Here is a 22,572-nt window from a genome sequence, read left to right as displayed (position 1 = left end):
TTATTTTCCGGCTTTTGGTGCATGCGCCTGCACGACCGGAAGCTCAATCTGAAATCTGGTTCCGGATTCATCACTTGTTGCCCATATTTCTCCCTCATGAAGATTCACAATGTTTTTGGCTATCGCAAGTCCAAGCCCGGTTCCGCCTGTTTTTAAGGATCTTGAATTCTCTACTCTGTAAAACTTATCAAAAATCTTATCCAGATCTTCTGCCGGAATAATCTTTCCGTAATTAACGATCGCTACAAATGCCATCTTATCTTTCAGACCGGTATGCACTTCTACAAGCTTTCCATCTACTCCATACTTAATCGCATTTGAAATCAGATTACCGATCGCTCTTGCAAGAAGCTCGCCGTTTCCCTCGATATTGAGTGCCCCTTCATAAAAGTCTGTGCGACACTCTAACTTATGGTCCATAAAGCTTGGATAAAATTCATCTACTAACTGCGGAACAAAGAGATTCAGATCAAGAATCTCTTTCTTTATCTTTACTTTGTTTTTATCGTATCTTGTATAATCAAATAAATCTTTTACAAGTGTCTCTAACTGCTTTGCTTTCGATGATACGATTCCAAGATACTTCTGCTTTTGTTCTTCCGTAAGAAAGTCTCCTTGTGTAAGGAGATCAAGATAACCAAGTATCGATGTAAGCGGTGTCCTAAGATCATGTGCTACATTGGTAATCAGTTCATCTTTCGTCTTCTCTACTGCTTTCTGGGATTCCATCGTTTCATACAGGTTCTGTCGCATCTCATTAATCGAAGCAGCGATTTCTGAGAACTCATCCTCTCCCTGCACAGGAATCTCTTCCATCAGATCTCCCGACTTCATCCGCTCTACGCCACTGATGATCTCCCTGACATACATAACGAACTTATTCGATATCAAAATAAAATAAATAACCAGAAGCAATATGGTAAATATTACGATCACCCAGGCATCAAGCGCCACAGACTGTGACATCGTAAATGTTCCTAAACTCATCTTTCCCTGCCCGGATGCTCCCCACACTTTCTTATATTCGCCAGCTATGATCTCCGTCTCATACAAATAGATTCCCATGAATATGAGGCCTTCCGTTGCAATTGTTGCAAGAAGACTTAAAAACATGTACATAATCATCTTAAAACGAAAGCTTTTAAATCGCTTAACCTTCAATTTTGTAGCCTACCCCCCATACTGTTTTTAAAATCTTCGGACTTCTGGAATTATCTTCAATCTTCTCACGCAATCTTCGTATATGAACCATTACCGTATTATTCACTTCATAAACTTTCTCGTTCCATACCTTTTCAAAAATCTCATCCGTACTGAATACTCTGTCTCGATTCGATGCTAACAAATATAAAATATCGAATTCAATCGGTGTCAGTGCAATTTCCTTTCCGTTCTTTTTCACTACGTGCGCTGCCTTGTTAATCGTAAGATCCTGAATCTCAATCTCATCCTTCCCAGCCGCTTCCTGCTCTTCTCCTAACTGTATTGTCGTATAGCGCTTCATCTGCGACTTTACTCTTGCAAGAAGCTCTAACGGATGAAATGGCTTCGTAAGGTAATCATCTGCGCCCGTACCAAAGCCAACAATCTTATCCATATCTTCCGCCTTAGCTGATAAAATAAGAATCGGAATATTACTGGTCTTTCTAATCTCACGACACACTTCTAACCCGTCAATTCCCGGCATCATAATATCAAGAATAAGCATACGAACCTCCGGATGCTGCTTCAGCGTTTCTAAACACTGTTCTCCATCCGATGCCTTTAATACCTGATATCCATCATTCACCAGATAAATCTCCACGAGATCCGCAATCTCTTTATCATCATCTACTACGAGAATACTAGCATTCTTTTCCATACATTTGCCCTTCCTTTATGTTTTTATTAAAATTCTGCATAACATTGAATGGTTACATTTTACCATAAAACTACTCTAAAAGTCCTTACAAACTTCTTACCTTGACATTTTTCACCTTATTTGCTAGAATGATGAGCGATGCTTTGCATCTTATATTTGTTTGTAAGAGTCGGATAAATGATCGCTTCCCTTCGTTACCGAAAGGTCTGGGAAGAGGAAAGTCCGGGCTTCACAGGGCAGGGTGCCGGATAACGTCCGGTGGAGGTGACTCCAAAGATAGTGCAACAGAGATATACCGCTGGCTTATGCCAGTAAGGGTGGAAAGGCGGGGTAAGAGCCCACCGATTCTCTGGTAACAGAGAATGCCATGTAAACCTCACCCGAAGCAAGACCGAATGTAAAACGATAATCTGGCCCGGATTGTTTTCAGGTGGGTCGCTAGAGGCTGCTGGCAACAGCAGAAGTAGACAGATGATCATTCACGACATAACCCGGCTTATCGTCCGGCTCTTTTTAACAAGTAAATTTCACAGACTATGATGCGCGCAGCTTTTAGTTCTGTATAACGAAAAAGAATTTTTTATATAACATGAATCGTGCCTGTTGAAAAACATCTGCCGAAATATCTCTTCGGATTCGGACAAAAAACCTGTCCGCCCCGATAGAGATATTTCGGCAGATGTTTTTCAAATGTCAGATTCATTGTTATATAAAAAATTCTTTTTCTTTTGTAGGCTATGTGCTGCGCTTCACTATTTTTTATGTCAAAACTTTAAGTGTTATTAAAAAGAGACGAGTGCGACTTGGAGTTTTATATGAAATACTCTTCTTTTCTCGTAGACTTTGTTCTGTGCTCTGTTACTTTAATAAACGATGGTATTTATTTAGAAAATGCTGTATAAAAGAGCCTGTGGGAGAGAAATGAAATCTTCGGAGCCCTCCCCTTTTCTCCCCCCTAAAATCTGAAATAGAAATCCTCCGAGAATTCTTTTTGCAGGTTGCCAACGAACAGACCCCCGAAAACTTTCAAAATCCCCTATTTCAGATTCTGAATCTCTAATGGATCATAAGTTGTCATCTGGTATACATAGTAGTTAAGCCAGTTCGTATACAACGTATTGGCATGGCATCTCCATGACTTTACCGGTCCTAATTCCGGCTTATCATCCTTGTAATAACGTTTTGGGAACGGAACATTATCCATTCCTTTTGCCAGATCTCTCTTATACTCCCCGTCAAGTGTCATAACGTCGTATTCAGGATGTCCGGTTACAAAAATCTGTCGTCCTTCTTTTGCTATGATAATAAAAGGACCTGCTTCTTCGGAATCTGCCAGAATCGTCAGTTCCGGATTCTTCTCCACATCTTCTCTGACAATCCTGGAATGTCTGGAATGTGGTGCATTAAATACATCATCAAATCCCCGGACAAGAGGAGTCTTTCTGTGAATTGTACGATGTTCGAAAATTCCAAATATCTTTTCATCTAACAGTTCCTTACGCACACCATAATGATAGTAAAGACCTGCCTGCGCTGCCCAGCAGATGTGGAAGGTTGAAGTGACATGTGTTTTAGACCACTCCATAATTTCCACTAACTCCGGCCAGTAATCTACTTCTTCAAAATCCAGTGTTTCTACAGGTGCTCCTGTAATAAGTAATCCATCAAAATACTGCTGTTTGATTTCAGGAAAAATCGTATAAAAAGTTTCCATATGGGTTCTGGATTCATTCTGCGCATTATGTGTTTCTGTTTTTAAAAAGGTAATGTCAACCTGTAACGGTGTATTCGAAAGACTCCGTAACAGTTGAAGCTCTGTTTCCTGCTTTGTAGGCATCAGATTCATGATAATAATTTTTAATGGACGGATATCCTGTTTTAAAGAACGTTCATAATCCATTACGAAAATATTTTCATGTTCCAGTATTTTTTTTGCCGGCAAATCAGTATTTATTCTGATTGGCATATATTTTCATCTCTTTTCTATTATTGTTTCAACCCGCTACTGCCGCTAAGTCTCTTTTTTGTAAAACATTCTATTGTTATTTCATCATTTTTAATCTTTGTCAATTATTATCAATCATCGAAAGAAATTCTTCTTCTGTAATCACAGGTATTCCAAGTTCTTTCGCTTTCTTATTCTTACTTGAAGAAGACATCGTATCGTTATTGATAAGATAATCTGTCTTTTTAGAAACAGAACCTGTCACTTTGCCTCCAAGGCTTTCGATCTTCTCTTTTAATTCCTTTCGGTTTGTGAAGTGCTCTACCGTTCCGGTAATAACAAATGTCTTATCTAAAAGGCTCTGTGCCGATTCTCCTTCTGCTGATATATTCTCCACTTCAAAATGCAAATATGGCAGCAGCTTTTCAAGGAGCTTCTGGTTATGGATATTATCAAAGTAATCTCTTACACTTGCTGCGATCACTTCTCCGATTCCATCGATCTGTGTCATCTCTTCTACGGATGCTCCTCGGAGATTCTCTAACGAATTGCCAAAATGACGGCATAAAAGCTTCGCATTTGAACTTCCAACGTTAAGAATTCCGATTCCGTAAACAAAACGGAATAACTGTGTCTCTCTTGACTTTTCAATAGACTGTATTAAATTATTATACGACTTCTCACCAAATCCGTCCATAGCAATAATCTGCTCTTTATATTGTTCTAAAGTGTACAGGTCATTCAATTCAGACAAAAATCCCTGCTCGATCATCTTCATCAATGTTGCTTCTGACAATCCTTCAATATCCATCGCATCACGACTCACATAATGAGAAAAGAGCTTTACTTTCTTTGCGCTACAATACGGATTCACACAGTATAACGTCTTCACATCATTCTCAATCCGCACTTCTGTCGCACCACCACAGGCAGGACAATGGGCAATCGGACTGCATGTTCCACTTCTCGTCAAATTCTCAGCGATCTGAGGAATGATCATATTTGCCTTATAAACTTTGATATGATCATTCTCTCCAAGCTCCAGTCCTTCCATAATGCTGATATTATGAAGGCTCGCGCGACTGACTGTCGTTCCCTCAAGTTCCACCGGTTCAAAAACAGCAATCGGGTTAATAAGCCCTGTTCTTGACGGACTCCACTCAATGTGTAAAAGCTTTGTCTCTGCCTCCTCATCTGCCCATTTAAACGCAATAGCATTACGAGGAAACTTTGCCGTTCTTCCAAGAGAATTCCCGTAAGCAATATCATCATAAATAAGAACCAGTCCATCTGAAGGGAAATCATTTTCTACGATTTTTTCTGAAAACTGCTGAACTTCTCCGATAATATTTTCTCTTGTCACTCTCTTATACGGTACAATTTCAAAGCCGAGATCCTGTACCCAGAGCATATTGCTTTCAACAGAATTCTCCAGCTCTCTTCCTTCTGCTTTTACAAGCGCAAATGCAAAGAAAAATACATTTCTTCTGGCTGTCACTTCATTATTCAGCTGTCTTACAGAACCACTGCACAGATTACGTGGATTCTTGTAACGCGCATCAACATCTTCAATTCCTTCATTGATCTTTCGGAAATCCGAATACTTGATCACTGCCTCACCACGAAGAACGACCTCACCTGCAAACGGAATCCTTGCCGGAAGATTTTTAAATACTCTGGCATTATTCGTGATAACCTCACCTACAACACCATTCCCCCGCGTTACTGCCTTCTGCAAAATACCGTCACGATACGTAAGCACAACCGTAAGACCATCCATTTTCCAGGAAAGAAGCCCTTCCCTTTCACCTAACCAGTCTCGTAATGCTTCCGGGCTCTTTGTCTTATCTAAAGACAGCATCGGACTTTCATGTGTTTCTTTTTCGAGTTCACTAAGTACTTCATAGCCGACATTCTGTGTCGGAGACTGGCTCATAACAATACCAGTCTCTTTCTCTAACGCCTGCAGTTCATCATATAATTCATCGTATTCTTTATTGGAAAATACTTCCCGGTCTTCCTGATAGTATGCTCTAGAAGCCTTATTCAATACTTCTACAAGTTCTTTCATTCTTGCCTGCTTATCCATGATAAACCCCTTCCGGTTTTCTTCCAGCAAGTTTTTCAAGCTTAGAAAGCTCCTCGCCAGTAATTTCCCGATACTTTCCTGTCGGAAGATCTCCCAGATGAATATTCATAATACGAAGACGCTTTAACTCTCTTACTCTGTAGCCACATGCCTCACACATACGACGAATCTGGCGATTCATTCCCTGTGTAAGAATAATACGAAATGTATACACACCTGTCTTTTTTACTTTACATGGGCGGGTAACTGTATCAAGAATCTCCACTCCCTCACTCATCTGCTTTAAAAAGGCATTCGTCACCGGACGATTGATCGTCACTTCATATTCTTTCTCGTGATAATTTCTCGCCTTTAAAATCTCATTCATTAACTCCCCATCGTTCGTCATTAAAATAAGACCTTCGGAATCCTTATCCAATCTTCCTACCGGATAAACTCTCTCCGGATACTTCAAAAAATCAACGATATTATCTCTTTCTCTCTTCTCCGTAGTACAGACAATTCCCTTTGGCTTATTCACAGCCAGAACGATCTGCTTACGGCTTATCGAAATGCACTTACCATCGACACGAACTTCCTGTCCTGCATGAACCTTCTGCCCTAACTGTGCCGGCTCTCCATCAATCAAAATACGGCCCTGCTCCACATAGCGGTCTGCCTGTCTTCTAGAACACACACCTGCATCACTTAGAAACTTATTCAGGCGCATCGGCTCCCCTGTAGAAATCTTTTCTTTAAAATCCTGATTCTTTCTTCCTGTATCCGTCATTACTTATCAAACTTTCCATTCGCTTTATTCTGAAACTTCTCTGCATCTACAATGAATCTCTCATGCGTTCCCTTACCGATCACACCTGCAGGATCCTTCACTTCCACTACAAAAGTCAGCTTCTTTCTATCAATCTCTGTAAGTGTCACTTCACAACTTACTTCACAGCCAATCGGACTGGCAGAAACATGATCTACATTTAAATTCGTACCAACCGTTGTCATTCCCTCATCAAGATGGCCATCTAATAAAGCAACTGCTGTCTTTTCCACTAATAATAACATCGCAGGAGTTCCGTATACTAAAAGACTTCCGCTTCCTAATGTCTTAGCCGCATTCTCTACTGTTACTTTCTCCGTTTTTATCATTTTCATTCCTGTATCTAAAGCCATTTTAAAACCTCCAAAATTTTCATTGTTCTATTTCTAATGCTGTATTAGTATACCAGAAAAGAGAAATTTTTTCCATTAAAATTACTATTTTATTATTCATTGGGGAAATAGACGAAAATAAAAAAGGCAGCCTATAGCCAATGTAAAGATATCACTGCGTAGAAAATGCCTAACCGGCATTTTTACTTGCTCTCACATTACATTGGCTATAGGCTGCCTTTTTTATTTTCTGCTTGCTGGCTCCAGAAGAAATAGCTGCCATTTTTATTTTCTGTTTTCTTTGTCAAAGACTTCAAACTTATGTTATAATACTTTTTAAGAAACTAACTGATTAGTAATTTATTTTTAAGAAAAGAGGATATTATCATGAGTGAATCAATGGCAGATTTTGAAAAAGAAATTGATGAGTCCCTGAAAACTCTCAACGTTGTAGAGAATGAAGGCGAGGCTCCTGAAGAAGAAACTGGATTTAATGCCTGGGATAAAGTTCAGCAGTATTTAGAAGATGGCACTGTTCTCTCCTTAAAAATCGGCGGTATCGTGAATAAAGGAGTTATCGTTTATGTAGATGGACTCCGCGGATTCATCCCTGCTTCCCATCTTGAGATTGGTTATGTAGAAGATACAAACCCATACCTCGGAAAAACGGTAGAAGCAAAGGTTATCACAGCCGATCCTGAGAAGAACCGTCTTGTATTATCTGTAAAAGAAGTCCTTTACGACAAAAAGCGTGCAGAAAAAGAACAGCGTATCAACGCAATCGAAGCTGGTGCTGTTCTTACCGGTAAAGTAGAATCTCTGATGCCTTATGGTGCATTCATTGACCTTGGCGATGATATTTCCGGCCTGGTACACATTTCCCAGATTGCACAGAAACGTATCGAGTCTCCAGCAGAAGTATTAAAAGTTGGACAGGAAGTTAATGTGAAAGTATTAAAAGTTGAGAATGGCAAGATCAGCCTCAGCATGAAAGCTTTAGAGGAAGTTGCTCCTGAAGAAGAAGATACAAACGGAGAAGAAACTGTAAGCTATAAAGACGAAGGTGATGCAACAACAGGATTAGGGGCATTACTGGCAGGACTTAAGCTGTAATCTTGCTTGATTAGACAGACGAAAAAAGAAAATATCCCCTACCCCATCTGCTCTGTAGTCGCTGTATTTAAGATGCTCGTCCGCATCTTAAATACGCTCCGAAGCCGCATCTGGGATAGGGGATATTTTCTTTTTTCTGACTGTGCAAATCTGCAGTTGGGAACCGTCTTCTGTAGTGAAACTTCCTTGTGGAGATTTTATGTAAGTGGTAAATAGTACGTATCTGGATTCCACCTCTAACCAGTGCTATAATAGTCCTATGATTATTAAATGTCTTAAAAGTTCAGTACTCAACTTTTAGGACTGGTTAGGAGGCATTTCCTATGAGTTCTATTACTACAGCGGTTGCTGCTGATTATCATTTACAGCAATGGGTTCAGTTGGTTAAAGTGTCAACTACCCACGACCTAAAGGTCATGGGCTTGTAACTGCCCAGTCGTACTAACGGATTACACCTCCGACCTTTAATCCCCGATAGATATTGCTATCTAAAGTGGCGTTACATCATAGGGTGGCTGACAGCACCCTTTACAGACAAGACATGCTCATCTGTAACTGTATCAGGTACTAAACTTCCCATGCTATACAGTAAAAAAATCTTTTACGGTTAAGATTTTACGCAATACACGAATTTCGTATTGCAACCTCATATCTTGTCAATGTACAAAAGAGTGTCTTTAATGAGCAGCACATCTAACGGTTTTCTCTTTAAGAACTGCTACGGCTATTGTAGCATATTGGGTAACAGTTAACAAGGCTCCTCCCACCACCTAAAGGTAGTGGGTTTCCGCCTATGGCAAACGAAAGGATTTTATTTATGAATTTACACTACTCTCAAACTTGTGTCGAAATTACTGAGGTCAAGCTGTGGTTTTTCTACCATATGAATTTACACTACTCTCAAACCTTCCGGCGTATCTGGTTCAGGTGACTCTGGTTTTTCTACCATATGAATTTACACTACTCTCAAACAGACACTAACAGTTCTTCCTTTGTGATTTTGTTTTTCTACCATATGAATTTACACTACTCTCAAACAAATAAATAAAAAGGAGTGATTTCATGGGAGTTTTTCTACCATATGAATTTACACTACTCTCAAACCTCAATTTTTAAGTCATGCCACTACGAGGCACGTTATATTTCCATATGGCTTAGTGTATAACACACTTATCTTTATCAATTATATACTTATTTATGCCTAATGGCAATCTGTTATCATCCTTTTCTATAAGCACTATCGTAATACTCTGATATTCTGTCCATTTTTCTAAATGATAATAATCACTTTCCTTTAAATAAGCTTTGCATCCCACCAGAAATAATACATCAATTTTTAAGAAATCATAATTTATTTTGGCATAATCTATTAACTTCTCACAGAAACTCCCCTCTGGATCTACTAATTTTATTCCTCCATTTTTTAAAATATCAGAAAGACTGTATTCTTCCTCTATGCAAATAGTATATTCCGAAATATTTTTTACTTCGTCCATAAGTCGTAATAATTCTGCATGATTTTTTATAATCTCATCATTTAATCCACTCATTTGTATTTGCTCTGTAAGATAAGCAAATAACTTTTTGGAGATTTTAGAATTTTGAAAACTCAAATCTCTTGGAGAAAAAATAATATCACATCGCTTACTCATATCAAGTAATTCATTTTCTTTTCCATAGAAAAGTAATTTTTCCTCTATTTTATGAATTTGATTCCATAAAGTTTCAACTAAATAAGTATATTCTTCCGAATCTTCTAAAATAAGTGCATTTATTCTTCCTGTTATCAAATTACTTTCTATTCCATTTTGATGACTAACAAATATCATAATATAATCGTCCTCTGGTCTGAATCAATAATCGTAGAGCCTTTTTCTCCAACTACATATTCCATTTTGGAATATTGTTTTTCGGTAATAACAAGCATTTGTACAAGTCCGTCTTTCGGTTTATGTTCTTTTACACTTGCTACAATACCATTCGCTACCGTCGTATTTAATGCCAACTTGCTATACACACTTTCCTGCATCATAGCAAAACCTCTTTTTAAAAGAAACTTTCTAAAATTCCGATATTCTTTTTTATCTTCTAAAGTAAGTGTCGGCAAATCAAAAAACACAATCACTCTCATAAATCTATAACTCATATCACTTCATAAAATTTAATTAAAGAAACATCATTTTCATTTAATGCATCAAAAATACTTTTACAATATATTTTTATAGCGTTACTGATATACTGATGTTTTCCATCAATCTTTACTTCGTCTTCTAACATATATATAAAATTCATTTTTTCTTCCGAATCAAATTTCTCTGGCTTATCCTTTACTACAATACGGTCAACAAGAATACGAAACGGTTCCATCAGATCAGAAGATAAATTAAATTGATTAAACATATTGTTATGAAACAATCCCAACTGGGTAATATATCCATTTGCAATCACTTCTCTGTTAAAACAGGATAATAAAATTCCATATCCGTAATTTAATGCTGCGTTTATCGCACAATCCTTATTTCTAGAAAAGTCCATTCCAAATAAAGCATTAAAATAAACCTTTGCTGCATGTCCCTCTCTGTTTGTTTTATCACCCAATTCCATTTCTTCAATATATTGTTTTAACATATCTGCAGGAACTTTCAATTCATATTTCTTCAAATGTTCACTTTGCTGCTTTACCTTTTCAGCTACAATTTCTGTCCATACGTTTTCTTTTACTTCTCGTGTCCATTGTATCTGAGTCCTTATTTTGGCACTGGTATCATGACTGCCGTAATATGATATTAATTCAGATTGCGGATTATGTTTTTCATCACAAAATACCACTTTTATTTTATGCTTTGCTAATTCGCTTAACAACATTGTCGTTAGAGAAACGGCTGTTGACTCAATAATCAACAGACCAATTTCTCCTATAAATATGCGTGTGGTTGCCTCTGCTTTTCGGACTACCAAATAATCCATCTTATAATCTAGCTTTGCATTACCCGTAACAACCACCGTTCTCCAACTCATACCAATTCCTCTTCTGTTTCAAATAGGCCTGTAATAGATTGATTTACCAACACTAAGCTTCGGGAAGTAAATGTATTCTTTTTTATTTTCATGCTTCCAGCATTTGCTGATCCTCCAATTGCCTTAAGATTTGCTACCGTTGCTGCATCACATCTGTACATTATAAGCATTTCTTTGATTATCTGAGCCTTTTCTCTTAATGTTTGTATGTTCTTGAATTTTTCTTTCCCCTTTTCTAAAGCATTTAGCTGATTTGCCGGTCTTTTTTTATATATACTCGTTCCTAATTTTGATGTTAATTCGTCATATAAACTATTTAAATCTGCATGGTCAAAACCTTCAAACATAGATTCTGCTTCATACCGTACATTGTACTCTAAATATTTTTCTACTCGTCTTATTATTTCATAGTATTTATCATTTAAAATTAATTGTACAGCATTTTTTAATAATATATCTGTTTCATTCGCTCCCCTTAACCTCGCCAAATATCCATCTATCTTTATCAATGCATTCTTTTTAATCGGATATTTCTTTACAACAACATTTTTATATCCTTTTTTCTGTTCTAAATATTCTTTAATTGTATCTGGCTGTCTTTTTGCTATATTAACAATATACACAGGAATTTCTACAATATGATTTTTCCGTTCTTTCTTTTTACCATCAAACTCTATAAATGCAAATGCCGATGTTTTCGGACTGTTATATCCACCATATTTTACTGAATCAAGGGCTTTCTTTAAATTGATTGCCTTATCATTTCCTTTCTTAATCAGCGTTGCATTAAAGAGTTCTCCTTTGTCACAATAAGTATATTCTGTATATAAAATATCATTTCGAGCCATTGTCTTTCTGATTTCATCAATACTGTGCCCACCATCTTCTACTCCCTGCCAGACGACCGTATTCCCACGTTTTACATTATAATCAAATACTCTTCGAATGCTGTAATTCGTACCTCTATTTTCTTTAATCCACTTTCTAGGATTTGATGTGAATTTCGCATTGTAAACATTTCCAACTACGATATTTAAAAATGCATCTTTCGCATGATGATAATCATTAATCCTTCTAGATTTTAGCAATTTATTATCATGTCGAAAATCTGAAACTAAACCTGCTTTTACATAAACAATTTCGGAATGTTCATATAAACGATTCAATAATTCTGCCACCGCTTTTGATGATTGCCTTGTTTCTACTATTTGTCTTTCAATAAATCCTGACAACTCTTCATTAGTGAAATCTTCTGTTCGGGTTAAACGGTCGTATTTCTTTTTAGATATGAAATTACCTTTGTACAACGCATTCCAATATTTTTTCATTTTTATGCGAATATCTGATGACAATAATTTATTCTGTTTACTATTATTTATCACCTTCTTCGCTAAAACCATATTATCAAGGCTATCATCTTTAATTTTCGATTGTGGATAAATATGGTCAATGTCCCATTTAGAGTTTTTTTGCATCAATTCATCTATATCAATTTCTTCACCAGAATACATGCAACGTCCCATCTGCGTATAATATAAATAAAGTTTCTTACTGTTAAACTCTCGTTCCTCTCTGTCTTCAATTTCTTTTGTCCAGTCCCGAACATCATCTTTGCAAGCTGCATACAACTCTAATAATCTTGCCTTTCTGGAAACTGTTCGCTTTTTCTCTTTTTCTCCTCCTCGTGCCATTTCAATAAAGATTCTTTCTGGCTCACATTTCATGACTTTTTTAATTTCTTCTGTAATCTGAACTGTCTGCCATATCGCACGTTTATTAGCTGGAGACACAATCAAATCTTTTACCGTATTGTCATAACTAACTTTATTGATTTTTCCTACTTTTTCTGCATTAATTAAATCGATTTCTTCTCTAAAAGTAAACTGCTTGCTTAAAAGCTGCATAAGATTATAATTTGTCTTCCATAAAGCTTCTATAATTGTAAAGCTTTCTCCCGTTTCCCTATCCGCTCCACGAATCCCATTCAAGAAACTAAGAGAAAAATTTCCCCATCCACTATATTTAAAACGACAGATTTTCTTTATCTGATCCTTACTAAATACATTTGGATATTCCCGCTCTATCATTTTTTTCATCATTTTGGAATCATCGTCATAAATCGTTTTCCACTTGATAATATTTTCTACGATATCTTTATATTTATCTTTCTCTATCTTTTCTCCTAAAATTTGTTTTTTGAAATCCAAATATGAAGTTAATGAAGATTTGAAATCTATATCAAAACCGCTAATATCTTCTAACGCTAACTCTTCATCCTCTTTCTTTAGATAATTAAAAAGTCCTTTCCCAGTAACTTTTGCTTTTGTACAAAATAATTCTTTATAAAGTTCTTGCTTTAACTTTACAGAAATCTTATTTCCGCGAATTCTTAAATTATTCAGTTCATTTAATACCATATATCTTGAATATAATAACGAATTCTTCGGCAAAACATCTTCTCCGATAAGATAGGTACATTTATTTGTCATACGCTGAATAAATTCTTTATTGGACTGCTCCAAATCTACCATTTCTTCAAAGTTCCATGGATAAATCCTTCCCTCTTGCTTACGAACAATCCATGAATTAGCTCCCTGTTCTTTATGACGTGTACTAAGAGGTCCTACATAATATGGGATTCTAAATTTTGCAATACTTATAATTTTCTCTGCTACTGTCCCATACTCATCTTTTTCATTCAAAAATGGTAAATACTTCTTAGCATTATCTAAAATTGCTTTCAATTCCTGAATATGTATCTGATTTGGAATCGTTCCATTAGCCGTTGTTCTCGCCAATGGTAACAAGGTTTGATTTTTCACTTCAACTTTTAATTCTTCTAATACATTCTCGTCTTCTTTCTCTGGCTGTATTTTATCCAGAATTTTTCCTAATGTCTTATAAAAATCTTCTGTACTACATTTTTTCATCGCATAGCTATGTCCATTTTTATAAATAGAGCCAATGTAATTTCCATAACCATTCTTTTCATCGAAGCCATTAAAAAATTTATGATACATTTCGGAGTCGCAGTATTTTCTAATAACTTCTTTTAAAATACATAAATTTTCCTTGTGTTTGTTATATGCATTAACTTTTGCAAAGGACAGATAATCCTCTCCTGCCATAATCTCAACTAAGACACTCCAATCATACACCGCCTTTATCTTTTGTATCACATCTGCATAATCTGGATATTTTTCTTCCAAAGCTGCACTAATTGTATCTTCATATTTAGGCTCTGTAAATGAAAAACTACTTGTATCTATTTCTTCAAATTGCATATCAAAAATACTATTTATATTTCCTTTTAATCCAGTCAACCATTTACACAAATTAGAAACGATCGCTTTACAAGTTTTCTCATCCGTTTTATCTTCACATGGTCCACATTCAAATATTTGAATAAGTTCTTTCGCTTTCACAGATTTTTGTTTTTTCCTATCGCTCAAAATTTCTTCTAATCTCTCTATATCATTTATTTCAATCTGATATTTAGAAATCCCATTAAATGAATTTAACATACTTTCACAAACAGATGATAATTTTTTCACATCACTAAAACTTCCATTAATTAAAAAATGCCCTCTATTTTTCAATATGTGATGACATGCCAAATACACCAGGCGTATATCATGTGCTTTTGGATTTTCTATTAATTCCTTTCTTAAATGATACATCGTTGGATACTCCTTATAATATTGAATATCTGTATAATCTTTATCTGTAAATAACGGAAATTTCTCTCCTGTAGACTTGTCTTCTAAATGTAATCTACTTTCATTTAATCGAATAAAAAATGTAGGGTCTATTTTTGCAATTTCTTCTGCAAATAACTCCTGTAATAAATCAATTCTCTGTTTCTTTCTGGAAAGCCTACGACGATTCGAACGACTTATTCTTCGCTGCTCTGCTGTTTCTCCACCTTCAAATAAACGAATTCCCCACATCCGCTTACCAGCATATTTACAAAGATTATAATTTTCATCTGTCACAGCCCATCCTACAGAATTCGTTCCAATATCCAATCCTAAATAATATTTTTTACTCATTTGTACCTTTCTCCCTTCTTGACAAAAGACTTTACTCCCCCTATAATAAATATATCTCAATAGATTACCATATGAGATACACTACATGTTCAAATAACGAATTTTCGTAATCACCCTTCGGGGTTCCACGCGGTTGTGGACTAAACTCGCTTAGGCGAGTTTTTTTATTTTTATACATTTCACTTTATTATACCATACATCTTATATTTACCAATATTAAAAATTAAATCCTAATTTGTAAATTTAGTATAGACGAAAAAAGAAAATATCCCCTATCCCATCTGCTCTGTAGTCGCTGTATTTAAGATGCTCATCCGCATCTTAAACACGCTCCCAAGCCGCATCTGGGATAGGGGATATTTTCTTTTTTCTAACTGTGCAAATCTGCAGTTGGAAACCGTCTTCTGCACTAAAACTTTCTTGTGGAGATTTTACAAATATTTATTGACTTTTATATTACATTATGTATATACTAATTGCTTAGTAACCATTGCTATATTACAATGAGATAGCGTAAAATGACAGATTCTATGATCTTACATCTAGAAGACTTAGAAAAACGCTACTTTCTCATGTTCCGCGGGTCCCAAAGTCAAACACCTTATCGTACAAGCACGAACGGCGTTTTGACCTTTTGACCCTGACATCATATTATCAGGAGACATGTATGACAAATTGTATTGCTGTCGGGCTCGGTGGTTTTATCGGAGCAACACTCCGCTATCTTATCGGATTAATTCCCGTCTGTGAAACCACCCTGTTTCCCGTCAAAACATTTTTTATCAACATCGCAGGCTGCATTGCTATCGCCCTTGTTGCCATGCTTGCCTCAAAAGGATCCATTTCAAATCCAAAGTTTATTCTTTTCTTAAAGACTGGAATTTGTGGGGGATTTACTACATTCTCAACCTTTGCACTTGAATCCACCACTCTCATAAAAGAGGGACATCCTAAGGTGGCTTTTCTCTATATGGTGCTCAGCTTACTTGCAGGAGTATGTACAATTTTTGCAACGGAGTTAGTTCTAGAATAAAGTTATTCCACATCTGATATAACTAAATTTTAAGTATACACAACAATTGGAATGTCAGCCTTTTGGGATTTAATTCCATGGAAATCCATATCCTTCTGGAGAATCCCCATTCTTACCCAACTGTAGATTTGGAGTAGACAGAAAAAAGAAAAAATAATATATCCCAGATGCGGCTTGGGAGCGGGTTTAAGATGCGGACGAGCATCTTAAACACAGCGACTACAGAGCAGATGGGATATATTATTTTTTCTTTTTTCGTCTATACAAAACCTATAATCAAGATTTAATTTTCTGGAATTCTTTCACATCTTTTGCGATTTCCCCACTCATAAGTATCATACAAATAAGATTCGGTATTGCCATCAAAGCATTGGCAATATCGGAGAAGTTCCATACCAGTTCTAATGTCTGGGTTGCTCCAGTGTAAACTACAAGTGAGAAAACAATTCGATAGATCATATTCCATTTATGGGTTCCCATTAAATATTCAAAAGCTTTTTCTCCATGATATTCCCATCCGAGTATTGTGGAAAATGCAAATAAGGCGATACCGATTGTTACGAGATAGCCACCTGCTTTTCCAAGTACTGTAGAAAAGGCTGCGATTGTTAAGGCAGAGCCGACATAAAGCTGGCCTGTTGACGGGTCAATCTGCCCAAGTACACCAGAACTTGCAATAGCAAAACCTGTGATCGTACAGACAACGATAGTATCCCAGAAGGTTCCAGTCATATTGATATATGCCTGCCTTACCGGATTATCTGTTGTTGCTGCGGCAGCTGTAATGGCGGCTGATCCCATTCCCGCTTCATTTGAGAAACAGCCTCGTGCTACACCGTAACGTGCTGCATTCATCATGGATGCTACGATATTTCCACATAAAGCACCACCTACTGCTTTCACACTAAATGCCATTTTAAATATCATAGAGATTCCTGCTGGAAGGTTATGTATATTTCCAAGAATGACGATAATTCCGGCAGCTACATAAAAAATAGCCATAACAGGGACTACTACGGAAGAAACTTTAGAAATGGTCTTAATTCCTCCAATAATAATTAAAAGTGCGAGTACTGTGATCACGACACCGACCATCGTTACTGACACACCAAAGGTTGCGTGAACGGATGTTGCAATGGAATTTCCCTGTGTCATATTTCCAATACCAAAGGAAGCGATTACTGCAAACAGGGCAAACAGCCAGCCAAGTACTGCACCTAGCTTTTTATTTTTCAGCCCTTTTTTCATAGTATACATTGGTCCTCCGGACATTTCGCCTTTTTCGTTAACTTCTCTGTATTTAATCGCTAACATACATTCGGAAAATTTAGAAGAAAGACCAAAACAGGCGGATATCCACATCCATACTAATGCTCCTGCTCCACCAGAAACCATAGCAGTTGCAACACCTACGATATTGCCGGTTCCAATTGTTGCCGCAAGGGCGGTTGTAAGTGCCGAAAACGGGGAAACATCTCCTGTTCCACGACTCTTTGTTCGTGCCTCTTTACTCAGAGTCTTTTTTAATGCCCATGGAAGATTTCTCCATGTAAGAAAGTTACAGCGAACCGTTAAAAGTACTCCTGTTCCGACTAAAAGAACTAACATGACTGGTCCCCAGACAAATGCATCAATCTGGGCTACCATTTTACTTATACTTAACATCTTTCTCTCTCCTCTCTTTTTTCGGATTTCCTATATATCAGAAAATAACAAAAGGAGCAACGAATATTCGTTGCTCCTTCAACTTATGAATCAAGTATATCATATATGACAAGTATGTCAATATGCAATTTTCACTTAAGATTCCTTCATTTTCACTTTCAGGTTATCTGTCCTGCAAAAAGAAAAGGATTCTCTACTTATTCCATATCATGATAGTTTTACCCATCATCTTATTAATATCCATCTCAAAAGCCTTAGTCATATCTGCAATAGAACTAACTTCAACCTGCGCTCCCACGATATTACTAAGGTAACCGAGAATCTCCGGATACTCCTGATATAATTCCACTGTTTTTTCAAAATCAGCTCTTCCGCTTCGGCTGCTTCCATAAAGATGAAGCCCCTTCTCTAATACCATACGTGTATTAATAGGAACCGCATATTCAGAAACACCAAGAAGTGCGATTGTTCCTTCTGGCTGAATAAGATCGATCATCTGATCGATTGCCTTTTGGGATGCATCTCCACCTACGCACTCGATTGCATGATCAATCGTCAGTCCCTCTGGAATCTCCCATACCAGATGGGTCTCATCGGCAAAAGTGAAGCTGCTAAGCTTATCTTCATTCGTTCCAAAGATAATAAGCTTCGTATCCGGATGCATATACCGGAAAAATACAGCGGTAATATAACCAAGATTACCATCTCCCCAGATTCCTACAACGTTCCTTCTTGCATGAGTAAAACGTTCAAATCGGCGGAGAGCATGTACGCTGACACTGACAATCTCTGTAAATGCTGCTACAGTTCTGTCAATATCCTGTGGTAAGCGAACCAGTCTGTCTCTGTCTAAAGCGACATTATCCTGCATAAAACCATCAAAACCGCTTGCGCGGAACTTAGAACTTCTCAAATAATTCTCTGCAATAATATCATCTTTCTCAACTGGTGTATTCGGAATCATAACAACCAGTTCCCCTGGTTTAAATTCTCCTGTCGCATCATAAACTACATCGCCAATCGCTTCATGAATCAGAGCCATCGGCAGCTTCTTCGCCATAACATCTGCCGGACGTGTTCCCTGATAATAGCGCTGGTCCGCATGACAGATAGATAAATGTGTCGGACGCACAACTACCTTGTCACTATTTAAATCAATATCATTAAATGCTACTTCAAATCTTCTGGGTGCTACCAGACGATACACTGTATTCAACATTTATTTATCTTCTCCTTTAATCAACGTTTCAGCAACTCGTAAGTCATATGGATAAGTGATCTTAATGTTAAAAACTTCTCCTTCTACCAGATGTACATCCTGTCCTTTAATAACAAAAATCTTGCAGGCATCTGTAAGAATCTCTTTCTCTTCTTCTGTCAGACCTTCATAAAGCTCTTTTAACTTCTTCGCCTTGAAAGACTGTGGAGTCTGTCCCTGATACATAACAGAACGATCAGGAATATTGCTGATGACCTCGTGACCTACGCTCTCTACGATAGTATCAGAAGCAGGAATAACTGTATCACATGCACCATATTCCTGTGCATAACGAATGTTATCTTCAATAATACGATATGTCAGGAACGGACGAACGGAATCATGTGTTACAATAATCGTATCATCATCCAGACCATATTCTTTTTCAATATAACGAATAGAGTTCATGATCGTCTCATTACGAGTAGAACCACCCTCGATCACTACAATCTTACTATCATCATTAAAGTTCTTCTTCACCAGATTCTTCGTATGGTTAATCCACTGAGAAGGACAAAGTACGATCAGCTTCTCAAACTTACTGTTCACATAAAACTTCTCTAATGTGTGAAGAATGATCGGCTTGCCACCAACATTAAGGTACTGCTTTGGCTTCTCAACATTTCCCATTCTGCTGCCGATTCCTCCGGCTAAAATTACTCCAAAAACCATTTGCTCCTCCTTTTGTTCAAGGGAAAATCCCTTTTTACACATAAAGTAATATAGCGTTATCATATACCAGATTAGGGTATCATGTCAATTAAATTACTTTTTTAACATTCTCGGTTATTTCTTTATAATTCAGGAATATCTCTATATCTGGATTGCCTGTTATTTTTGAATTTCCTAAGACCTTCTTTCCGTTAAAAATAACGTCTCAAGATACTTCATTCCTGTTTTTGTTTTAAAAATGTTTTCCCTCACTTTTTCGGCTGTTTCTCTGCTGCTTCCGTCTTCGAATAGATTTACTAAGAAGTCGGCTTCCACAAGAATCTGATAATCCTCTCCTTCTATTCCTGTATAAGTATGGTGATGAGCGATAAGGAATAGTACCCGGTCAATGACTGCTTCGTCGTATCCAAGTGCGCATAACATTGGTTCTGCTACAGCCGGACCTTCTTTTTCCTGATATTTTCCGCCAGAACTTCCGTACTTTTTTTCACTTATTTTAATTCCGATATCATGAACAATCGCTGCGGTTCTGAGAATATGCAGCTTTTCCGACTCTAATTCTTCCGATTCACCAATTAACTTCGCAAATTCATACACTTTTAAAAAGTGCTGCACTCTCTTCGGATCTCCTGCATAATATTCCATCATCTTTTCGATTAGTTTTCTGTCTTGTTTATTCATTATATTATGTCCTCCCTGGGCTGTAAAACCAACCTTCATCATTTGCATCATATTGATCGCATTTTCCTGATAATCTAAAACATTGATAAAGTAATTTTAACATGAAATTTTTCTATCGTAAAATGTATATTTTTCATCATGGTCTCACATCTTAACTATTGATTCGGTTTCAGTAACAATATGTACTCACGAAATCAAACACAAAAGCAAGTGCAAGAAAGACTCCGAGAGTACATTAATTCCTTAAGGAGGTTTTCATGAATATTTTATATGTTATCCTGCTTTCTGTTTTTTCTCTCATTGTTCTTTTTCTTTTAACGAAGCTCATCGGTTATCGTCAGATGTCTGAAATGAGTATGTTTGATTATATCAGCGGTATTACGATTGGTTCGATTGCCGCTGAGATGGCAACCGCTCTTGATTCGAGTTTTTTAGAACCACTTACTGCTATGATTGTGTACGGACTTATAACCGCTCTGCTTGCTTTTATCACAAGTAAAAATATGAAAATTCGACGTTTTATTTCAGGTTCTCCATACATTTTGTTTAATGATGGACATTTATATGAAGGAAATTTTAAAAAAGGACATATCGACCTGTCCGAATTCCTCGTGCAGTGCCGTCTGAATGGATTTTTTGATTTGAAAGAATTACAAACCGCAATTCTTGAAGAGAATGGAAGAATTAGTTTTCTTGCAAAATCCGAAAACCGCCCCGCTTGCCCTTCCGACTTAAATCTCACTCCTGAAAAAGAATGGCTGCTCCCAACTTATGTAATGGACGGAGAAATTCTTTATGAGAATCTCCTTCATTCAGGAAAGGACGAAGAATGGCTAAAAAAGCAACTTTCTTCCCATGGATGCAAACGTCTTTCTGATGTTTTCCTTGCAACAGGAAACCAGCAAAACACCTTAAATGTTTATTTGAAAAATAATAGAAGCGGAAGCAGTGTCATAAAAGAATAGAGAACTTTATACGATATTTTTGAAAGTTTTTATCATTTTTACTTCACAAATTGAATCTTCTCTGTTATAATTGATTCGTTTCTATCATAAATCGGCATTTCTCTTGTTTTTATTTCCTTTATTTTCAGTCCGGTTTATGATAGTACATAAATTTTATAAGAATTCATATATAAGGCTTTTTTAAACAATGATTTTTTATGCAATTACCATTGTTTATATTTTTTGCGTCTTTTTTCCGTGCATGGCGGACATGAGTTTTTAATAGGAATACATTGGAGGTTAACATGAAAGATTTAGTTGAAATCCGTTGGCATGGACGCGGCGGTCAGGGTGCAGGCTTACCGCATCGCAGAACATAAAGATGTTCGTCTTCCTATTATGATCTGTCAGGACGGCTTCATCACAAGCCACGCTGTAGAAAATATCGAATTATTAGAAGACGATATTGTAAAAACTTTTGTTGGTGAATATGAACCAGAACATTACTTACTGAAAGATAACGAACCATTTGCTGTCGGTCCTTATGCCGTTACAAACTATGTTATGGAAGCAAAACGTGCTCAGATGCAGGGACTCCGTAATGCAAAACAGGTTACCCTTGATGTGGCAAAAGAATTTGAAAAAATTTCCGGACGTTCCTACGGATTATTTGAAGAATACCGTATGGAAGATGCAGACTATGCCATGGTCATCATTGGATCTGCCGCCGGAACAGGAAAAGATACTGTAGATATGCTTCGCAAACAGGGAGTTCGTGCCGGACTTTTAAAAATCCGCCTTTTCCGTCCATTCCCTGCAGAAGAAATCGCAGAAGCCCTTAAAAATGTAAAATATCTCGCGATCATGGATCGTACCGAAGATTACAATGGTCACTGTGGTCCTCTTGATGCAGAAATCAAATCTGCTCTTTACAACGCAGACCTTCACCCAGCTACATTAAACTACTGCTATGGTATCGGTGGTCGTGATGTTACTGTAGAAAGCCTCGCTTCTGTTTTTGAAGATTTAAAAACTGTCGAGGAAACAGGCAAGCTCGGTGAAACTTACCGTTATTTATCTGTCAGAGAATAGGGGAAACAA

The 22,572-nt window shown here is 37.0% G+C and carries 18 protein-coding genes and 1 other RNA gene; 5 read left to right on the top strand and 14 right to left on the bottom strand.

What is annotated here, in order from left to right; all coding sequences use genetic code 11:
- Complete coding sequence (locus FYJ25_RS14350; RefSeq protein ID WP_167513760.1) at positions 1-1,113, bottom strand: sensor histidine kinase; 1,113 nt, start codon at positions 1,111-1,113, stop codon at positions 1-3.
- 37 nt (positions 1,114-1,150) lie between these two features.
- Positions 1,151-1,861, bottom strand: a complete 711-nt coding sequence (locus FYJ25_RS02530; protein ID WP_021906420.1) for a response regulator transcription factor — start codon at positions 1,859-1,861, stop codon at positions 1,151-1,153.
- A gap of 165 nt (positions 1,862-2,026) precedes the next feature.
- On the opposite strand from FYJ25_RS02530, the gene rnpB reads away from it, so the two are divergent.
- Positions 2,027-2,376: RNase P RNA component class A (rnpB, locus tag FYJ25_RS02525), an RNA gene on the top strand.
- Between the two features lie 521 nt (positions 2,377-2,897).
- Here the strand turns inward: rnpB and metA are convergent.
- The 4 genes from metA to FYJ25_RS02505 all read right to left on the bottom strand — a co-directional run bounded on the left by metA (position 2,898) and on the right by FYJ25_RS02505 (position 7,056).
- The gene (gene metA, locus FYJ25_RS02520; protein WP_096240916.1) at positions 2,898-3,827 is read right to left on the bottom strand and encodes a homoserine O-acetyltransferase MetA; all 930 of its coding nucleotides are present in this window, start codon (positions 3,825-3,827) and stop codon (positions 2,898-2,900) included.
- 100 nt (positions 3,828-3,927) lie between these two features.
- Complete coding sequence (ligA, locus tag FYJ25_RS02515; protein ID WP_154580456.1) at positions 3,928-5,895, bottom strand: NAD-dependent DNA ligase LigA; 1,968 nt, start codon at positions 5,893-5,895, stop codon at positions 3,928-3,930.
- On the bottom strand, positions 5,888-6,664 hold the full coding sequence (locus FYJ25_RS02510; protein ID WP_096240917.1) for a pseudouridine synthase: 777 nt from the start codon (positions 6,662-6,664) through the stop codon (positions 5,888-5,890). The genes ligA and FYJ25_RS02510 overlap by 8 nt, the downstream gene beginning before the upstream one ends.
- Entirely contained in the window at positions 6,664-7,056 is a 393-nt protein-coding gene (locus FYJ25_RS02505; protein WP_096240918.1) for a thioesterase family protein, read from the bottom strand. Before FYJ25_RS02505 ends, FYJ25_RS02510 begins: the two co-directional genes overlap by 1 nt.
- 366 nt (positions 7,057-7,422) lie before the next feature.
- Between FYJ25_RS02505 and FYJ25_RS02500 the strand changes: the two genes are divergently transcribed.
- A complete protein-coding gene (locus FYJ25_RS02500) occupies positions 7,423-8,148 on the top strand; it encodes a S1 RNA-binding domain-containing protein (protein ID WP_021906592.1) in 726 nt (241 codons plus the stop codon).
- A gap of 1,154 nt (positions 8,149-9,302) precedes the next feature.
- Here FYJ25_RS02500 and csn2 read toward each other — a convergent pair.
- The 4 genes from csn2 to cas9 are packed head-to-tail and all read right to left on the bottom strand — an operon-like array spanning position 9,303 to position 15,218.
- Complete coding sequence (csn2, locus tag FYJ25_RS02495) at positions 9,303-9,977, bottom strand: type II-A CRISPR-associated protein Csn2 (protein WP_154580455.1); 675 nt, start codon at positions 9,975-9,977, stop codon at positions 9,303-9,305.
- Positions 9,974-10,294 (bottom strand): CRISPR-associated endonuclease Cas2, encoded by a 321-nt coding sequence (cas2, locus tag FYJ25_RS02490; protein WP_243145662.1) that lies wholly within the window; start codon positions 10,292-10,294, stop codon positions 9,974-9,976. Before cas2 ends, csn2 begins: the two co-directional genes overlap by 4 nt.
- Positions 10,291-11,166 carry a type II CRISPR-associated endonuclease Cas1 gene (gene cas1, locus FYJ25_RS02485; protein ID WP_154580454.1) on the bottom strand — a complete coding sequence of 292 codons (876 nt, stop codon included), beginning with the start codon at positions 11,164-11,166 and terminating at the stop codon, positions 10,291-10,293. Before cas1 ends, cas2 begins: the two co-directional genes overlap by 4 nt.
- On the bottom strand, positions 11,163-15,218 hold the full coding sequence (cas9, locus tag FYJ25_RS02480; RefSeq protein WP_154580453.1) for a type II CRISPR RNA-guided endonuclease Cas9: 4,056 nt from the start codon (positions 15,216-15,218) through the stop codon (positions 11,163-11,165). Before cas9 ends, cas1 begins: the two co-directional genes overlap by 4 nt.
- A 667-nt stretch (positions 15,219-15,885) precedes the next feature.
- Here cas9 and crcB point away from each other — a divergent pair.
- On the top strand, positions 15,886-16,251 hold the full coding sequence (crcB, locus tag FYJ25_RS02475; protein ID WP_096240925.1) for a fluoride efflux transporter CrcB: 366 nt from the start codon (positions 15,886-15,888) through the stop codon (positions 16,249-16,251).
- A gap of 276 nt (positions 16,252-16,527) precedes the next feature.
- On the opposite strand, the gene FYJ25_RS02470 is transcribed toward crcB, so the two are convergent.
- The 4 genes from FYJ25_RS02470 to FYJ25_RS02450 all read right to left on the bottom strand — a co-directional run bounded on the left by FYJ25_RS02470 (position 16,528) and on the right by FYJ25_RS02450 (position 20,527).
- Positions 16,528-17,916 (bottom strand): alanine/glycine:cation symporter family protein, encoded by a 1,389-nt coding sequence (locus FYJ25_RS02470; protein WP_154580452.1) that lies wholly within the window; start codon positions 17,914-17,916, stop codon positions 16,528-16,530.
- Between the two features lie 193 nt (positions 17,917-18,109).
- Positions 18,110-19,135, bottom strand: coding sequence for a ribitol-5-phosphate dehydrogenase (locus FYJ25_RS02460; protein WP_021907046.1), 1,026 nt, complete (start codon positions 19,133-19,135; stop codon positions 18,110-18,112).
- The gene (locus tag FYJ25_RS02455) at positions 19,136-19,846 is read right to left on the bottom strand and encodes an IspD/TarI family cytidylyltransferase (protein ID WP_096240927.1); all 711 of its coding nucleotides are present in this window, start codon (positions 19,844-19,846) and stop codon (positions 19,136-19,138) included.
- Between the two features lie 174 nt (positions 19,847-20,020).
- The gene (locus FYJ25_RS02450; RefSeq protein ID WP_096241665.1) at positions 20,021-20,527 is read right to left on the bottom strand and encodes an HD domain-containing protein; all 507 of its coding nucleotides are present in this window, start codon (positions 20,525-20,527) and stop codon (positions 20,021-20,023) included.
- A gap of 257 nt (positions 20,528-20,784) precedes the next feature.
- Between FYJ25_RS02450 and FYJ25_RS02445 the strand changes: the two genes are divergently transcribed.
- Positions 20,785-21,492: a DUF421 domain-containing protein gene (locus FYJ25_RS02445; protein WP_096240928.1), complete on the top strand. Its 708-nt coding sequence runs from the start codon at positions 20,785-20,787 to the stop codon at positions 21,490-21,492.
- Positions 21,493-21,789: 297 nt separating this feature from the next.
- Positions 21,790-22,563, top strand: coding sequence for a hypothetical protein (locus tag FYJ25_RS02440; RefSeq protein WP_330400005.1), 774 nt, complete (start codon positions 21,790-21,792; stop codon positions 22,561-22,563).
- The last annotated feature ends 9 nt before the right edge of the window (positions 22,564-22,572 follow it).

It is taken from the genome of Anaerobutyricum soehngenii, from assembly GCF_009697165.1.
GTDB lineage: Bacteria > Bacillota > Clostridia > Lachnospirales > Lachnospiraceae > Anaerobutyricum > Anaerobutyricum soehngenii.
Note: the sequence above shows the minus strand (reverse complement) of the source record. Positions and strands in the feature narration are given on the sequence as shown.

Excerpts from the sequence above, each read along its gene's own strand:
- FYJ25_RS02510 (WP_096240917.1), bottom strand. The coding sequence starts at position 6,664 with ATGACGGATACAGGAAGAAAGAATCAGGATTTTAAAGAAAAGATTTCT.
- FYJ25_RS02445 (WP_096240928.1), top strand. The coding sequence starts at position 20,785 with ATGAATATTTTATATGTTATCCTGCTTTCTGTTTTTTCTCTCATTGTT.
- FYJ25_RS14350 (WP_167513760.1), bottom strand. The coding sequence starts at position 1,113 with ATGTTTTTAAGTCTTCTTGCAACAATTGCAACGGAAGGCCTCATATTC.
- FYJ25_RS02460 (WP_021907046.1), bottom strand. The coding sequence starts at position 19,135 with ATGTTGAATACAGTGTATCGTCTGGTAGCACCCAGAAGATTTGAAGTA.
- cas1 (WP_154580454.1), bottom strand. The coding sequence starts at position 11,166 with ATGAGTTGGAGAACGGTGGTTGTTACGGGTAATGCAAAGCTAGATTAT.
- FYJ25_RS02530 (WP_021906420.1), bottom strand. The coding sequence starts at position 1,861 with ATGGAAAAGAATGCTAGTATTCTCGTAGTAGATGATGATAAAGAGATT.
- crcB (WP_096240925.1), top strand. The coding sequence starts at position 15,886 with ATGACAAATTGTATTGCTGTCGGGCTCGGTGGTTTTATCGGAGCAACA.
- metA (WP_096240916.1), bottom strand. The coding sequence starts at position 3,827 with ATGCCAATCAGAATAAATACTGATTTGCCGGCAAAAAAAATACTGGAA.
- FYJ25_RS02500 (WP_021906592.1), top strand. The coding sequence starts at position 7,423 with ATGAGTGAATCAATGGCAGATTTTGAAAAAGAAATTGATGAGTCCCTG.
- cas9 (WP_154580453.1), bottom strand. The coding sequence starts at position 15,218 with ATGAGTAAAAAATATTATTTAGGATTGGATATTGGAACGAATTCTGTA.
- ligA (WP_154580456.1), bottom strand. The coding sequence starts at position 5,895 with ATGGATAAGCAGGCAAGAATGAAAGAACTTGTAGAAGTATTGAATAAG.
- FYJ25_RS02450 (WP_096241665.1), bottom strand. The coding sequence starts at position 20,527 with ATGAATAAACAAGACAGAAAACTAATCGAAAAGATGATGGAATATTAT.
- cas2 (WP_243145662.1), bottom strand. The coding sequence starts at position 10,294 with ATGAGTTATAGATTTATGAGAGTGATTGTGTTTTTTGATTTGCCGACA.
- FYJ25_RS02455 (WP_096240927.1), bottom strand. The coding sequence starts at position 19,846 with ATGGTTTTTGGAGTAATTTTAGCCGGAGGAATCGGCAGCAGAATGGGA.
- FYJ25_RS02505 (WP_096240918.1), bottom strand. The coding sequence starts at position 7,056 with ATGGCTTTAGATACAGGAATGAAAATGATAAAAACGGAGAAAGTAACA.
- FYJ25_RS02470 (WP_154580452.1), bottom strand. The coding sequence starts at position 17,916 with ATGTTAAGTATAAGTAAAATGGTAGCCCAGATTGATGCATTTGTCTGG.
- csn2 (WP_154580455.1), bottom strand. The coding sequence starts at position 9,977 with ATGATATTTGTTAGTCATCAAAATGGAATAGAAAGTAATTTGATAACA.